Origin of the sequence: Bacillus sp. XT-4 (genome assembly GCF_050864245.1) — a bacterium.
GTDB classification, from domain to species: domain Bacteria; phylum Bacillota; class Bacilli; order Bacillales; family Bacillaceae; genus Bacillus; species Bacillus altitudinis.
This window is the reverse complement of the sequence record NZ_JBPAFI010000004.1, coordinates 276,407-290,158: the sequence shown is the minus strand read 5'-3', so window position 1 is coordinate 290,158 and position 13,752 is coordinate 276,407. Positions and strand designations below refer to the sequence as shown.

General features: G+C 41.2%; 17 protein-coding genes. 5 read left to right on the top strand and 12 right to left on the bottom strand.

The window, feature by feature from the left end:
• Positions 1-23 precede the first annotated feature (23 nt).
• Together ACRRMM_RS13600 and ACRRMM_RS13595 are read right to left on the bottom strand one after the other, a co-directional pair.
• Positions 24-698 (bottom strand): zinc metallopeptidase, encoded by a 675-nt coding sequence (locus ACRRMM_RS13600; RefSeq protein WP_024719711.1) that lies wholly within the window; start codon positions 696-698, stop codon positions 24-26.
• A gap of 80 nt (positions 699-778) precedes the next feature.
• The gene (locus ACRRMM_RS13595) at positions 779-1,003 is read right to left on the bottom strand and encodes a hypothetical protein (protein WP_008345775.1); all 225 of its coding nucleotides are present in this window, start codon (positions 1,001-1,003) and stop codon (positions 779-781) included.
• Positions 1,004-1,129: 126 nt separating this feature from the next.
• Here ACRRMM_RS13595 and ACRRMM_RS13590 point away from each other — a divergent pair, with 126 nt between their 5' ends.
• Positions 1,130-2,116: a potassium channel family protein gene (locus tag ACRRMM_RS13590; protein ID WP_249670095.1), complete on the top strand. Its 987-nt coding sequence runs from the start codon at positions 1,130-1,132 to the stop codon at positions 2,114-2,116.
• On the opposite strand, the gene ACRRMM_RS13585 is transcribed toward ACRRMM_RS13590, so the two are convergent.
• The 5 genes from ACRRMM_RS13585 to ACRRMM_RS13565 form a co-directional block, all read right to left on the bottom strand.
• On the bottom strand, positions 2,113-2,514 hold the full coding sequence (locus ACRRMM_RS13585) for a YugN-like family protein (protein ID WP_008345780.1): 402 nt from the start codon (positions 2,512-2,514) through the stop codon (positions 2,113-2,115). The genes ACRRMM_RS13590 and ACRRMM_RS13585 overlap by 4 nt on opposite strands.
• Positions 2,515-2,543: 29 nt before the next feature.
• On the bottom strand, positions 2,544-2,762 hold the full coding sequence (locus ACRRMM_RS13580; protein WP_008345782.1) for a spore germination protein: 219 nt from the start codon (positions 2,760-2,762) through the stop codon (positions 2,544-2,546).
• A gap of 115 nt (positions 2,763-2,877) precedes the next feature.
• Positions 2,878-4,233, bottom strand: coding sequence for a glucose-6-phosphate isomerase (locus ACRRMM_RS13575; protein WP_024719715.1), 1,356 nt, complete (start codon positions 4,231-4,233; stop codon positions 2,878-2,880).
• 126 nt (positions 4,234-4,359) lie between these two features.
• The gene (locus ACRRMM_RS13570) at positions 4,360-5,532 is read right to left on the bottom strand and encodes an iron-containing alcohol dehydrogenase (RefSeq protein WP_008345787.1); all 1,173 of its coding nucleotides are present in this window, start codon (positions 5,530-5,532) and stop codon (positions 4,360-4,362) included.
• A 119-nt stretch (positions 5,533-5,651) separates the two neighbouring features.
• On the bottom strand, positions 5,652-6,815 hold the full coding sequence (locus tag ACRRMM_RS13565) for an iron-containing alcohol dehydrogenase (protein ID WP_017358962.1): 1,164 nt from the start codon (positions 6,813-6,815) through the stop codon (positions 5,652-5,654).
• 144 nt (positions 6,816-6,959) lie between these two features.
• Between ACRRMM_RS13565 and ACRRMM_RS13560 the strand changes: the two genes are divergently transcribed.
• Entirely contained in the window at positions 6,960-7,196 is a 237-nt protein-coding gene (locus ACRRMM_RS13560) for a DUF378 domain-containing protein (RefSeq protein WP_008345792.1), read from the top strand.
• A gap of 66 nt (positions 7,197-7,262) precedes the next feature.
• Here the strand turns inward: ACRRMM_RS13560 and yugI are convergent, their stop codons facing one another.
• The 3 genes from yugI to ACRRMM_RS13545 form a co-directional block, all read right to left on the bottom strand.
• Positions 7,263-7,655: a S1 domain-containing post-transcriptional regulator GSP13 gene (gene yugI, locus ACRRMM_RS13555; protein WP_008345795.1), complete on the bottom strand. Its 393-nt coding sequence runs from the start codon at positions 7,653-7,655 to the stop codon at positions 7,263-7,265.
• A gap of 198 nt (positions 7,656-7,853) precedes the next feature.
• A complete protein-coding gene (locus tag ACRRMM_RS13550; RefSeq protein WP_008345797.1) occupies positions 7,854-9,047 on the bottom strand; it encodes an aminotransferase in 1,194 nt (397 codons plus the stop codon).
• Positions 9,048-9,548: an Lrp/AsnC family transcriptional regulator gene (locus ACRRMM_RS13545; protein ID WP_007500517.1), complete on the bottom strand. Its 501-nt coding sequence runs from the start codon at positions 9,546-9,548 to the stop codon at positions 9,048-9,050.
• Between the two features lie 178 nt (positions 9,549-9,726).
• Between ACRRMM_RS13545 and ACRRMM_RS13540 the strand changes: the two genes are divergently transcribed.
• The gene (locus ACRRMM_RS13540; protein WP_017358960.1) at positions 9,727-10,551 is read left to right on the top strand and encodes an alpha/beta fold hydrolase; all 825 of its coding nucleotides are present in this window, start codon (positions 9,727-9,729) and stop codon (positions 10,549-10,551) included.
• On the opposite strand, the gene ACRRMM_RS13535 is transcribed toward ACRRMM_RS13540, so the two are convergent.
• Positions 10,548-10,808, bottom strand: a complete 261-nt coding sequence (locus ACRRMM_RS13535; RefSeq protein WP_025207895.1) for a DUF1871 family protein — start codon at positions 10,806-10,808, stop codon at positions 10,548-10,550. The genes ACRRMM_RS13540 and ACRRMM_RS13535 overlap by 4 nt on opposite strands.
• Positions 10,809-10,891: 83 nt before the next feature.
• On the opposite strand from ACRRMM_RS13535, the gene ACRRMM_RS13530 reads away from it, so the two are divergent.
• Positions 10,892-12,067: a MalY/PatB family protein gene (locus tag ACRRMM_RS13530; protein WP_428828580.1), complete on the top strand. Its 1,176-nt coding sequence runs from the start codon at positions 10,892-10,894 to the stop codon at positions 12,065-12,067.
• Between the two features lie 133 nt (positions 12,068-12,200).
• Entirely contained in the window at positions 12,201-13,493 is a 1,293-nt protein-coding gene (locus tag ACRRMM_RS13525; protein ID WP_428828581.1) for an ATP-binding protein, read from the top strand.
• Here ACRRMM_RS13525 and ACRRMM_RS13520 read toward each other — a convergent pair whose 3' ends face one another.
• Entirely contained in the window at positions 13,494-13,670 is a 177-nt protein-coding gene (locus ACRRMM_RS13520; RefSeq protein WP_008345810.1) for a hypothetical protein, read from the bottom strand. It abuts the gene before it with no gap.
• Between the last annotated feature and the right edge of the window lie 82 nt (positions 13,671-13,752).

The window sequence follows — 13,752 nt, the reverse complement described above, 5'->3', positions numbered from 1 at the left end:
GGGCTCACCTCCTCTGGCGTCAATTAATCATTACGGCCATTTAGGAAGATCATTACAAAACGGAGCAATTCAAACAGGGAGACAAGGGCCGCTGCTACGTACGTAAGAGCTGCAGCATTTAACACCTTGTTCACGCCTCTTTCTTCACTGCTTCTAATGATTCCTTCTGAAACAATGATATTCTTTGCACGAGAACTTGCGTTAAACTCAACAGGCAATGTCACTAGCTGAAAGAACACAGCAGCTGAGAACAGAACGATCCCAAGCCCGATTAAGTTAAGGCTGCCGAGCAATAATCCACCTAGGAAAAGAAGCGGGGCAACACCAGATGCAAAGTTCACGACAGGGAAGATCTTATGTCTCAAGACAAGCGCACCATAGGATTCCTGATGCTGCAAGGCATGTCCAACCTCGTGTGATGCGACTGAAATGGCCGAAATGGAATGGCCATAATACACTGGTTCAGATAAACGAACCACACGCTGCGTCGGGTCGTAATGATCAGTCAAAGTTCCTCTTACCGGTTCAACGGGTACGTCGTATAACCCGTTGCGATCTAAAATATATCGAGCGGTTTCAGCACCTGTTTTCATACTGGCAGCTTCAACCTTTGAATACTTTTCAAAATTATTCTTTACTTTAAATTGTGCCCAAAAAGACAATCCCAATGCGGCAAATGTTAAAAAATAAAAAAACAGCATGCTCATCAGCTTCCTTTTATTTTATATATTTATTTACAATTTTAATGACTTTTATGTAACGTGTACAGCAAAAAGCACTAGGTCTTTTTAAGGGGAATCACTACACCAATGAAAAAGAAGAACATTCCGATGCATGCTGTATAAAATGTCACCGTTCCATATAGGTCTTGAAAAAAACGAAGCCACGAGAAATCATTCATAAAATGGTTCACCGCATTTAAATCAAACACGAGTAAAATCACCGCAGATGATAAAAAGTGTGCGCCGATAAAAAGAAGTACGGTCTTTTGAACAAACGACATTCGCATTCCCTCCTTCTTCTCTCTTATTTTAAGATATGGGTTCTGTTTCAATACATGACGATGATGAAAAATTGTTTCCTAATCGGGCATACTGACATTAGCAGTCTCCCTGAAAGGACGAGTTCGATGAAATCAAACCGTATCTTCATTGCCTGGCTAAGATGGCCTCTTTATGTTCGCATTGCAATTATCATCTGTTTTGTGCTTCTCTTTTTTGGACAATTAATCGTCATACTTGAACCAAAGCAGTATCATACGATCTTTGATGGGATTTGGTGGGCTCTCATTACAATTTCTACTGTGGGATACGGTGATTTTGTGCCGCAAACCATGCCTGGGCAAGTAGCAGGGATGGCGCTCATTTTGATCGGCGCCAGCTTTGTCACTGCATATTTTGCCACACTTGCTGCCGCTGTATTTAGCAAACAGCACCAGTATGTAGAGGGAAAGGTGGCTTTCAAGGGGAAGGGACATCTCATCATTGTCGGCTGGAATGAGAAAACGAACAAACTGCTTCAATCGTTTCAAACCATTGATCCCGCCATGCCGATTGTACTCATTGATGATTCCTTAAAGGAAGGACCTCTTTTAGAGAATGTTCATTTTATTAAAGGCCATGGTACAGAGGATGCCACACTTCGCAGAGCAAATATTATGAGTGCTGATACATTGATGATTACCGCCGACCAGCATGAAAATGAAGTGACGGCTGATATGCAGAGTGTCTTAACCTTGCTTGCGGCAAAAGGATTAAATCCTTCGTTATATTGTTTAATTGAAATTTTAACCGATCGCTATGTGAAAAATGCTGAGCGGGCTGGAGCCAATCAAGTCATCCACACTTCTGATGCCGTGAATCATTTAATGGTGGAGCATTTTCTTTTAAAAGAACAGCTCATGGCGTTAAAAATCAAAAGAAACATGACCCTCCATAAACAGATCACCATCATTCCAGTACCGGCTTCATTAGCTGGAGAGACATTCTTAACGGCACTTCATCACTTTCTAGAGCACCATGTCATCATTGTAGGCGTACAAAAAAAAGAAGGACCCATGATGAATCCTCCTTTTGGATATGAGCTTCATCCAGAGGATGAGCTGATCAGCTTTTAAAGCAGTGCATCTTCTAATTCTTTGACGAGTGAAAAGCCAATTTCGGCATAAGCCTTTGACACATCTCCGTCTTTCTCTTTCGGTTCTTGGAATTGGTTAAAAGATGCCCCTACATTTCCAACCATCGCATGGTCATCTAATTTATCTTGATAGACATGCTTTAAGAGAAATGGATGTCCCATTTTCACCACAACGCCTGGCTGATCCAGCTGTCCTTTCTCGGCTGTAAACGGAACTCTGAGAAAGGTATAGCCGTCACGGTTGTCAATTTTATAATCAAAATATCCATGATCATAATCCCAATTCCCATTAATGACATATCCGAGCGGCTTCATGTTTTCTTCTAAATGGTACAGTGAAAAGCTTTCACCAGTTAGCCTAGATGGTACATGAATCATACAGAACCCTCCTTTTTGTATAGGGTTCGTTAAAGAGAGGAATTCATACATTTGCCTTTCGTGATTTGCACATTGTTTGTAAAAGCAGCATCAAATAAGGCCTGGCTGGATGATGCATTTGTTTCGTTTGCACTGCCCGCTCCTGATGTTTCTTTCGTAGCACTCATTGGACAAATCCGCCCAACATTCCCAAAGTTAACGATGGCCTGCCCTGAAATGTCATGGATATAAATATGATTTGTTCTCATCGCTTCATCAACCTCCTCCATTGATTATTCTATGTACAGAGCTTAGGGAGGCTTGCACTGACACCATGAGAACATAAAAAAAGGCACACCTTATGCAAAGATGTGCCTTTTATTCTTATGATTGTTTGAGACGGCTCTCAAGTTCTGCCTTTTTCTCTTCGAAGCCCGGTTTTCCTAATAAAGCAAACATGTTCACTTTATACGCTTCTACTCCAGGCTGGTCGAATGGATTGACGCCTAGTAAATAACCAGACATCGCACATGCTTTTTCGAAGAAGTACACGAGATATCCGAATGTATAAGCATCCATTTCAGGAATCGTCACAATCAGGTTCGGTACTTTTCCATCCGTATGAGCAAGCATTGTGCCTTCAAATGCTTTTTTATTGACGAAATCAACCGTTTTTCCTGCAAGATAGTTTAACCCATCAAGGTCTTGTTCTTCTGCTTCGATGACAAGTTCATGTCGTGGCTTGTCTACATTCACGATGGTTTCAAACAAGTCTCTTCTTCCTTCTTGTACATATTGACCAAGTGAATGAAGATCCGTTGAGAAGTTGGCAGATGAAGGATAGATTCCTTTTTCATCTTTCCCTTCACTTTCGCCGAATAACTGCTTCCACCACTCCGCAAAGTACTGTAAGCCTGGCTCATAGTTAATCAGCATTTCAATTGTCCGTCCTTTATTGTAAAGAACATTACGAACAACCGCATATTGATAAGCCGCATTTTCTGAGAGCTCAGATGAAGCGAAGTCTTCACTTGCTTTCGCAGCACCTTCCATCATTTGATCAATGTCTGCACCGCTTACAGCGATTGGCAATAGACCAACTGCTGTTAAGACGGAATAGCGTCCGCCGACGTCATCAGGGATGATAAATGATTCATAGCCTTCTTCAGTTGCTAATGTTTTGAGTGCCCCGCGTGCCTTGTCAGTTGTCGCATAGATGCGTTTTTTCGCTTCTTCAGCACCATATTTTTCGATAAGGAGCTTTTTAAAGATACGGAACGCAATGGCTGGCTCTGTTGTTGTACCAGATTTTGAAATCACGTTAATGGAGAAATCGGCATCTTCTAGCAGATCCATTACATCTGTTAAATAAGAAGAACTGATGTTGTTTCCAATAAAGATGATTTGCGGTGTTTTGCGTTTGCCTTTTGGCAAACTATTATAGAAAGAATGGTTTAAAAACTCAATGGCCGCACGTGCGCCAAGATAAGAACCACCAATTCCAACAACGAGTAATACATCAGAATCAGATTTAATCTTTTCTGCACTTTTTTTAATGCGGGCAAATTCTTCGCGATCATATTGCTTCGGTAAGTCAACCCAGCCTAAATAATCACTGCCAGTACCCGTTTGTTCATGAATATTATGATGGGCCACCTTCACAAAATCTTTTAAATATGTAAGCTCATGTTCTTGAAAGAAAGGTAACGCTTTCGAGTAGTCAAATTGAATATGTGTCATCGCTTGTAAGCCCTCCATTACGTTAGTTCTGTCCCTTTCACTTTAGCGGAACTAGCTATTGAAATCAAGTGATCGTCATTGATGCAGCAAAAAGCCGCTCCTCATGAAGAGAAGCGGCCATCCAAATTATAGAGAAGCTTTCAAAATCGCTAAAATGTCATCACGGCCAAGTTTCATAAAGTTACCAAAACCACCATATTCCATTTCTTTTGCTGCGATGTCAGCAATTTTGTCCAGTTGATCTTCACCAATATCATAATCCGCTAAACGGCTCGGTGCACCTAGGCTTGTCCAGAAGGCTGACAGCTTGTCGATTCCTTCTAATGCGATGTCACGATCCGATTTTCCTTCTGTCTCAATGTCAAACATGTTCAACATGAGGTTTTTAAAACGTTCGACATTATGATCAAGTGTATGACGCATCCAGTTTGGGAAGAGGATCGCAAGTCCACCTGCATGCGGAATGTCATAAACAGCTGATACTGCATGCTCAATCGTATGTGATGCCCAGTCGCCAAAATAGCCCATTTGCAGCGTGCCATTTAAAGCAATTGTTCCTGCATAAAGGATGGTTTCACGGTGCTCATAGTTTTGTAAGTCTTCAAGTAGCTTTGGCGCTGTCTCGATGACTGTTTGAAGAACAGCAAAACACATCCGATCTTGTAGAGGCGTGTTTTTGACATTATGGAAGTATTGTTCAAATACATGGCTCATCATATCAACCATGCCATACACCGTTTGATTCTCTGGCACAGAATATGTGTGCTCAGGATCTAAAATTGAAAAAGCAGGGTGCGTGACTGAACTGCCCCACACATACTTTTCATTTGTTTCCCAGTTCGTGATCACAGAATCCGGGTTCATTTCTGAGCCTGTCGCTGCAAGTGTCAATACTGTGCCAAATGGCAGTGCTTTTTGAGCGGTCGTTTTCTTTGAAATAATATCCCAAACATTCCCGTCATATTCAGCTCCAGCTGCAATGGCTTTTGTACAGTCGATGACACTTCCCCCACCAACTGCTAATAAGAAATCAATGTTCTCATTTTGGCAAATGTCGATTCCTTTTTGCACTGTAGTGAGACGAGGATTTGGTTCAACTCCTGACAGTTCAAATACGTCAGCCTCTGCTTCATTTAAAGCGCTGATGACCTTATCATAAAGACCGTTTTTCTTAATACTGCCTCCACCATATACAAGAAGCACTCGCTTTCCATAACGAGCGAGTTCGCTTTTTAGTCCGTCTAGTTGTCCTTTTCCAAACATCAATTTCGTTGGATTATAGTAAATAAAGTTCTCCATCTGTTCTACATCTCCTTAAAACATTTATATCCAAAAACATGAAAGACTACTGTAACATATGTACATGCAGAACTCAAAAAAGATAACTGCTTAAAAGCAGCTATCTTTTCCATGTTCGATTATAAAGAAGCGTTTAAAATAGCTAGAACATCTTCTTTGTTCAGCTTTTTAAATTGGCCAAATTCACCACGTGCCATTGCACGGTCTGCAATCAGATCAATTTTCTCATCGTTGATGTCATAGTCAGCTAAACGGTTTGGTGCTCCTAAACTTGTCCAGAAAGCAGAAAGTTTTTCGATTCCTTCTAAGCCAACTTCTTCGTCTGTTTTGCCCGCAGGGTCTACATCGAATACACGCACTGCTAATTGCTTGAAGCGACCTGGGTTTTCTTGAATGACATGTTTCATCCAGTTCGGGAACAAGATCGCAAGTCCGCCTGCATGAGGGATGTCATACACCGCGGATACCGCATGCTCAATATTGTGAGATGCCCAGTCTCCGCGTGCGCCCATTGAAAGCATTCCATTCAGTGCAATGGTGCCTGTGAATAAAATCGTTTCACGAAGCTCATAGTTTTCCAAATCATTGATCAGCTTTGGTGCTGTTTCAATGACCGTACGAAGAAGTCCTTCACACATACGATCTTGGTAAGGTGTATTCTCCGTGTGATGGAAATATTGTTCAAACACGTGAGACATCATGTCGACCATGCCATAAATCGTATGGTTTTTTGGCACAGTAAATGTATTGACTGGGTCAAGAATAGAGAATTTAGGGAAGACAGCTGGACTGCCCCATCCGTATTTCTCATTTGTTTCCCAGTTTGTGATGACGGAGCCAGAGTTCATTTCAGAACCTGTCGCGGCAAGTGTTAATACTGTACCAAATGGGATGGCTTCCATTGGGACATGCTTACGAGTGACGATATCCCAAGCATCTCCATCGTATTTCGCACCAGCTGCGATCGCTTTGGTTGCGTCAATGACACTACCGCCGCCGACTGCCAAAATAAAATCAATTTGGTTCTCTTTGCAAAGCTCAACCCCTTTTCTAACCGTTGTTAAGCGCGGGTTTGGCTCAACACCAGCAAGCTCAGTGATTGCAGCTCCTGATTCTTTTAAAATGCTGACAACTTGGTCATAAAGGCCATTTCGTTTAATGCTGCCTCCACCATATACAAGCAATACGTTTTTTCCGTAGTGTTTTAGTTCATCTGAAAGGGCTGATACTTCTCCCTTTCCAAAAATTAATTTCGTTGGGTTCCAATAAGTAAATCGATCCATGTGATCTCCTCCTCGCGCTACATTATGCGCCTCTTTCATTCCAAAAGTAAAGTAATTTGCTTTCATCCATTTTCTTACGCATAGTTTGGCTAAAAATCTGCAAAATATAAATGTATTGATACTGTAGCGAAAGGAGGAATCACGATGAGTGCTATTCAGCGTATTGCCCTCGTGCTCACGATTATCGGTGCTATTAACTGGGGACTAATCGGCTTTTTTCAATTTGACTTAGTAGCAGCGATCTTTGGCGGTCAAGGTGCTGCATTATCACGTATTATTTATGGTCTTGTTGGAATTGCAGGCCTTGTCAATCTTGGTCTGTTGTTCAAACCTAGTGAAGAAGCTGTCCGCCGTGACGAGCCAAATCCAGAGGTCCGCTAATGAAAAAGACATAAAAAAAGACTGCCTATGAGGCAGCCTAAGGCACCGTTTGAAGCGGTGCTTTTTTTATTTCTTGATAAGGTCTTTACGGTTTGATTGCTCAATCCACTCTTCAAGTTTATCTTTCAGTGTATTGAAACCTTGTGGTGCAGCAGCTTCTTCTTTCACTTGCTGTGGTCTTTGTTTCTTTGGTTTGCTTTCTTTTCTTTCAGGTGCTTCTTGCGTTGCACGGATAGAAAGGCTGATTTTACCAGCATTTTCATCAACAGAAAGAACTTTCACTTGTACTTCGTCACCAATTGAAAGGTGCTCGTTGATGTCTTTTACAAAACCGTGTGTCACTTCAGAAATGTGCACAAGTCCTTGAGTTTCTTCATCTAATGCAACAAACGCACCATACGCTTGTAATCCTGTTACTTTACCAGTGTAAACACTGCCTACTTCAAACTTTGTCGCCATGATAACAACTCCTAAATAAATGTTTTAATATTCGTTTATACGCAATTAAAAACTATATCACAGAACGGTCTTTTACGCAAAATATTTTTTAATTGGGTTTAGATCCGTTCAAAAGGGGGAATACCTGAAAACAAGAATGCTTTCTAGTATTCCCCCCTAATTTGAGAGGCATGAATCCAGATGGATTGATGCCTTTTTTTATTTTAAGATAGCAGGTGCCTCTTCTTGCACTTGTCTATTCTGCAAAAAACGCTGGATTCTTGAAAGTGATTCCTGCAAGTGATCGAGTGATGATGCATATGAACAGCGAATATGTCCTTCACCACTTGGACCGAATACATTTCCAGGGACAACCGCTACTTTCTCGCTAAGCAGCAGCTCCTCGGCAAATTGTTCTGAAGTCATGCCTGTGCTTTTAATGGACGGGAAAGCGTAAAACGCTCCGTTTGGCTGGTGGCAAGTGAGTCCAAGTTCATTGAGAGAGCCGACAAACAAATTACGGCGCCTTCTGTAGCTTTTCTTCATTTTCTCCACATCTTCAAGTCCATTTTTTAATGCTTCTTCTGCGGCATATTGTGCCATAGCTGGTGCACACATCATAGAATATTGATGTATTTTCAGCATGGCATCACGGAGGACTGGCGGTGCTGCCACATAGCCTAAGCGCCACCCCGTCATAGCAAACCCTTTGGAAAAGCCTGAAATCAAAATCGTTCTTTCCTTCATATCTTGAATCGCCGCTACGCTCGTAAAAGCTTCATCGTACGTCAGCTCTGCATAAATCTCATCTGTAATGATTAAAAGATCATGCTCCTTTGCAAACTGAGCAATATCTTCAAGCTCTTCTTTCGAGTAAACAGACCCTGTTGGGTTTGATGGAGAGCATAGCAAGATGGCTTTTGTTTTCGGCGTCAGCTTCGTACGAAGATCAGCAGAATCGGCTTTAAAATCTTTTTCAGCCGATGTACTTAAATAAACCGGTACACCGCCCGCAAGTGTCGTAAGAGCCCCATATGCGACGAAACAAGGCTCTGGGATGATCACTTCGTCCCCGCTGTTTAAAATGGCGCGAAAGGCCAAATCAAGCGCCTGGCTACCACCAACCGTAATAATGAGTTCTTCTTCAGGACTGTACTCAATGTGAAACCGCTTATATAGATAATGGCTCAATTCTTTTCGCAAAGAGAGCAGCCCAGCATTTGCTGTATAAGAGGTCAGTCCTTGTTCTAAAGACATAATACTGGCTTCTCTCACATTCCAAGCTGTCACGAAATCCGGTTCGCCGACCCCGAGGGAGATAACCCCTTCCATTGTGGCTGCCAAATCAAAGAATTTCCGAATACCTGACGGCTGAATACTTTGTACCGTTTCAGATAAATAAGACTTTTTCATTTAAGGAGACACCACGATTCTTTTGTCATCGTCCCCTGTTTCAAAGACTTTCCCATCATGCTTATATCTTTTCAAAATAAAGTGGGTAGTGGTTGAAACAACAGAATCAAGTGTCGATAATTTTTCAGATACGAAGCGGGCGATATCAGACATGGATCTTCCTCTGATCACAACAGATAAATCATACACGCCTGACATTAAATACACGGACTCCACTTCTTGGAACCTGTAAATGCGTTCAGCAATTTCATCAAAACCGACGCCTCTTTTTGGGGTCACTTTCACATCAATCATCGCTGTAACGCCTTCGTGTCCGTCTACTTTTCGCCAGTCAATCATGGTCGAATAATCAATAATGACTTTTTGATCTTCGAGCTTTTGAATAATGGCTTCTGCTTCTTCTGATGTCACACCTGCCATTTTTGCAATTGTATTTAAATCGGCGCGGCTGTTTTCATCTAAAATCTCTAATATTTCAGTTTCTTTTTCGGTTAGTTTCATTGATTTCACACCTCTGATTGTAAAAAGCTAGTTTTAAAAAATCTTCTGAACATTATAGCACGTTTTTCCCATTATGCTAAGCAGGGAAAAGATTCTAATCGTAGCTTAAAATCCACTTTTTAGGGTACAATACAGTCACCTAACAGAGAGTGAGTATCAAATATCGGAGTTGATGAGTGTGGACATTGTACAGCCATCCTATATGAAAAGTAAATTCGGTTTAGATATCTATTACGAACACTATCCAAATGAAGGTAAGAAGACATTGATTTTGATTCACGGCCTTTTCTCATCTACCTTCAGCTATCGAAAGCTCATCCCGCTTCTGAAACAAGACTTCAATTTAATTGCGATTGATCTGCCTCCATTCGGGCAGTCCGAAAAATCGAATACGTTCATTTATAGCTATCGCAACATGGCAAAAATCATCATTGAACTAGCTGGTTATTTGCAGATTCAGCATGCGATCCTCGTGGGGCATTCCATGGGGGGACAAATTGCTTTATATGCTGCCTCTGAGCGTCCCGACCTATTTGAAAAAGCTGTTCTTTTGTGCAGCTCAGGGTATATGAATAAGTCCAAAAAGTCGCTAGTTTACAGCACATATATTCCTTATTTTTATCTCTATTTAAAAAGAAAGTTGTTCAAGCAAGGTATTATGAAAAATTTAACCGCTGTTGTGCATGATCATTCGATTATTGATCAAGAGATGGTAGACGGATATTTAAAGCCTTTTTCAGATGACCAAATTTTTAGAGGTATTTTTCGTTTGATCCGGCATAGGGAAGGCGATTTAGCGTCAGATGTCTTAAAGAAAATGGAGACACCTGTCCTGCTGATTTGGGGGGAGGAAGACCGGATCGTTCCTATTCAAATTGGCGAAAGACTGCACAAGGATCTGCCACATTCAACCTTTCACGCATTAAAAAAAACCGGGCACCTCATCCCTGAGGAAAATCCGGTCTTTGTGTCTGATCAAATTGGTCATTTCAGCCTGTCTTAAAACGAGCAGGAGCTACTTTCTCTTATGATAAAAAGCTGATTTGCGATATGCTGGCAGCTTTCCATCGGAAGAAGCTGATCAAATGAGTGGTGGTAAATGGCTTGAATGTCTTTCGCGAAAGATAACGGGTCTTCTGCGTCGTATAAGGCACTGATGACGTCAGCAGGCTCCGTTTCGTAAAAGTCCTCTCCATACTGAAAAGGGTCCCATGCCTTAATGATTTGAATCATCTCTTCTACAGCTTGACTATCTTTCATGGGGATCACCGCTTATAATAAATTTTGTGATGTTTATTTTAGCACAACCAAGAATGGTTGAAAAACGGCTAGAGGTGGGTTTCATGAATTTCGACGAACAGATCATACGTAAAGGTTCAAAATCAGTCAAATGGGATCAAGCAGAGTCTTTGTTCCTGACAACAGATGCGCTACCAATGTGGGTAGCAGATATGGATTTTAAAGCGCCGCAAGTCGTACTTGATGCTTTAAAAGAACGATTAGATCACGGCGTATTCGGCTATGCATTTCAGGATCAGGATACGCAGCAAGCAGTAGCTGACTGGGTCAAAAGAAGACACGGTTGGACGATACAAACAGATGCCGTCACCTTCACACCAGGTATCGTGACAGCACTTAGTTTTGCGGTACAAGCCTTTACAGCTCCGAATGATGAAGTGGTCATTCAGTCACCGGTGTATACGCCCTTCTATCAAATGATTGAAAGAAACGGACGTATCGTCTCAACCAACCCTTTAAAAATAGAAAACAACCGTTACATGATGGATTTTGATGATTTAGAGAAGAAATTAAGCAGGCCAGAAGCAAAGCTGATGTTTCTTTGTCATCCGCATAATCCTTCAGGGAGAGCTTGGTCAAAAGAGGAATTAAAGCGTGTAGGAGATTTATGTGTACAGTACGGTGTCACCGTCGTGTCAGATGAAATTCATTCCGATCTGATGCTTTACGGGCAGCCGCATGTGCCTTTTGCCAGCCTTTCTGATGAGATAGCTAACATCACGGTAACGTGTATTGCACCGAGTAAAACATTTAATTTAGCTGGTCTTCAGGCATCTGCCATTATCATTTCTGATGAAGAAAAAAGAACCCTTTTCACCAATGAAGTGCAAAGAAATGGATTGTCTAAACTGAATGCCTTTGCGATTCCTGCCATGGAGGCGGCCTATCGCCACGGAGATGAGTGGCTTGATTCACTTGTTCTTTATCTCGAAAATAATATGAAGATCGCAATGGATTATATTGATGAATATCTGCCGAGCATGCGTTATATGAAACCAGATGCTTCTTATCTATTGTGGCTGGATATTCGTGATTATGAGCTCACTCAAGCAGAATTGAAACGTAATCTGCTGAAAAAGGGCAAGGTCATACTAGAGCTCGGAAACGTATATGGGCACGAAGGAGACGGCTTTATTCGAATGAATCTAGGTTGTCCTGTCGGAACAGTGAAAGAAGGTCTGAAGCGCCTTCATCAAGCATTCACTCAATCATCCGAATAAAACCATTTCTATCAAAAGAACATCCTAACGGGTGTTCTTTTTAAAGAAAAAAACCCTCCTATTATCATATCTACTTTGTACATGAAATGATATAATGAGAGGAATTACAATTATTTACGAGGAGAGCATTTAAATGGAAATGTTCAAGGATTTTCTGCTCCATGTATCTTTTATTCTATTTCCAATCTTTTTATATCATGCACTATGGCTAAGCCGGACCCCTGCTCATTTCCCTAAAACGAATAAACTGCTCATCACCATATTTGCATCCATTTCATCAGCACTATGTATTATGTATCCAGTTGGTTCGATTTTAGATTTGCAGACTGGGCTTCAATCGATTCCCCTTGTACTGGCTATTTTATACGGGGGATATACCGCCGGAATCGTCGCTATCTTGGTTAGTTCAACCGTAAAGTTCGTGATGTATGGCTCTTTTTTATGGGTTGGATTGATTGTTGTACCGATTTACTTTTTCATTCCTTTCCTGCTTTACCGGAAATGGCGCCAATATTCTAAGCAGAGAAAGCTGTTATACGGAGTCCTGATTGCGTTATCAAAAGGGATGTTTATTTACATTGGACTGCTTATGGTCAGCTTAATAGAGTACAGCCCTGCATTCATTATGCAGCAAAAGCTGCTCGAATTATTTTTCTCAACTCTTTACTACATATTCTTTCTTGTGCTGAGTATTTATTCCATTGAGTTTGTGAAAGAGAATGCGCAAATGAGAACACAGCTTGTCCAATCAGAGAAACTGACGATTGTGAGTGAACTGGCAGCAAGTGTCGCCCATGAAGTCCGCAATCCGCTGACGGTGGTGAGAGGATTTATCCAACTGCTCTTTTCAAGTGACAATACGAAAGAGCCGTCAACCAATAAAGATTATAAAAATCTCGTTTTATCTGAACTTGATCGTGCGCAGGATATTATTACGAGCTATCTTGATATTGCGAAACAAAATTATTATCAAATTGAATCTCTCAATTTATCTAAATTACTTGAAGAGTGTGCATCGCTGATGACATCCTATGCGAATTTTAAGTCGGTCACGATTCATCAATCGATAGAACCAGACTTATACATCCAAGGGGATGAAACGAAAATCAAACAAGTCATGATTAATTTAATCAAAAATGCAATCGAAGCAGCGCCCGAACACGAAGGTAAAATCGAACTGTTTGCTTCAAAAGAAAATCATCGAATCTGCCTTTATTTCGTTGATAACGGTGTAGGCATGTCAGAAAGCCAAATGAAAAAGCTTGGTGAACCCTATTACACATTGAAAAATAAAGGAACAGGGCTTGGGTTGACAGTGACATTTTCCATCATTGAAAATCATCATGGAACCATTCGTTTCAAAAGCTCATTGCAGTCTGGTACAACAGTCACCGTGAAGTTTCCTGAAGATACAAGAAGAAAATGATCAATCCATTTTTTTTGTCCTTTTTTCATCGATCTGCTCCTGCTTCTTAGAAGCACGAACGATCAGACGAAAGCAAATAAATGCAGCAGCAAAGAAAAGCACCGTCGTGATTGCCGCAGGGATATACTCCCTTTTATCTTCAGGAAAATACAGTAGAAAGAATATGATGAACGACATGTTCCGCTCTTCCCCCTTTTGCTCGTTTACTTCACTATATTGGCTAAAAGAAAGGAAATACCTTCTTATGCGAAGGAAATGG

Excerpts from the sequence above, each read along its gene's own strand:
- ACRRMM_RS13595 (WP_008345775.1), bottom strand. The coding sequence starts at position 1,003 with ATGTCGTTTGTTCAAAAGACCGTACTTCTTTTTATCGGCGCACACTTT.
- ACRRMM_RS13590 (WP_249670095.1), top strand. The coding sequence starts at position 1,130 with ATGAAATCAAACCGTATCTTCATTGCCTGGCTAAGATGGCCTCTTTAT.
- ACRRMM_RS13585 (WP_008345780.1), bottom strand. The coding sequence starts at position 2,514 with ATGATTCATGTACCATCTAGGCTAACTGGTGAAAGCTTTTCACTGTAC.
- ACRRMM_RS13580 (WP_008345782.1), bottom strand. The coding sequence starts at position 2,762 with ATGAGAACAAATCATATTTATATCCATGACATTTCAGGGCAGGCCATC.
- ACRRMM_RS13575 (WP_024719715.1), bottom strand. The coding sequence starts at position 4,233 with ATGACACATATTCAATTTGACTACTCGAAAGCGTTACCTTTCTTTCAA.
- ACRRMM_RS13570 (WP_008345787.1), bottom strand. The coding sequence starts at position 5,532 with ATGGAGAACTTTATTTACTATAATCCAACGAAATTGATGTTTGGAAAA.
- ACRRMM_RS13565 (WP_017358962.1), bottom strand. The coding sequence starts at position 6,815 with ATGGATCGATTTACTTATTGGAACCCAACGAAATTAATTTTTGGAAAG.
- ACRRMM_RS13560 (WP_008345792.1), top strand. The coding sequence starts at position 6,960 with ATGAGTGCTATTCAGCGTATTGCCCTCGTGCTCACGATTATCGGTGCT.
- yugI (WP_008345795.1), bottom strand. The coding sequence starts at position 7,655 with ATGGCGACAAAGTTTGAAGTAGGCAGTGTTTACACTGGTAAAGTAACA.
- ACRRMM_RS13550 (WP_008345797.1), bottom strand. The coding sequence starts at position 9,047 with ATGAAAAAGTCTTATTTATCTGAAACGGTACAAAGTATTCAGCCGTCA.
- ACRRMM_RS13545 (WP_007500517.1), bottom strand. The coding sequence starts at position 9,548 with ATGAAACTAACCGAAAAAGAAACTGAAATATTAGAGATTTTAGATGAA.
- ACRRMM_RS13535 (WP_025207895.1), bottom strand. The coding sequence starts at position 10,808 with ATGAAAGATAGTCAAGCTGTAGAAGAGATGATTCAAATCATTAAGGCA.
- ACRRMM_RS13530 (WP_428828580.1), top strand. The coding sequence starts at position 10,892 with ATGAATTTCGACGAACAGATCATACGTAAAGGTTCAAAATCAGTCAAA.
- ACRRMM_RS13525 (WP_428828581.1), top strand. The coding sequence starts at position 12,201 with ATGGAAATGTTCAAGGATTTTCTGCTCCATGTATCTTTTATTCTATTT.
- ACRRMM_RS13520 (WP_008345810.1), bottom strand. The coding sequence starts at position 13,670 with ATGTCGTTCATCATATTCTTTCTACTGTATTTTCCTGAAGATAAAAGG.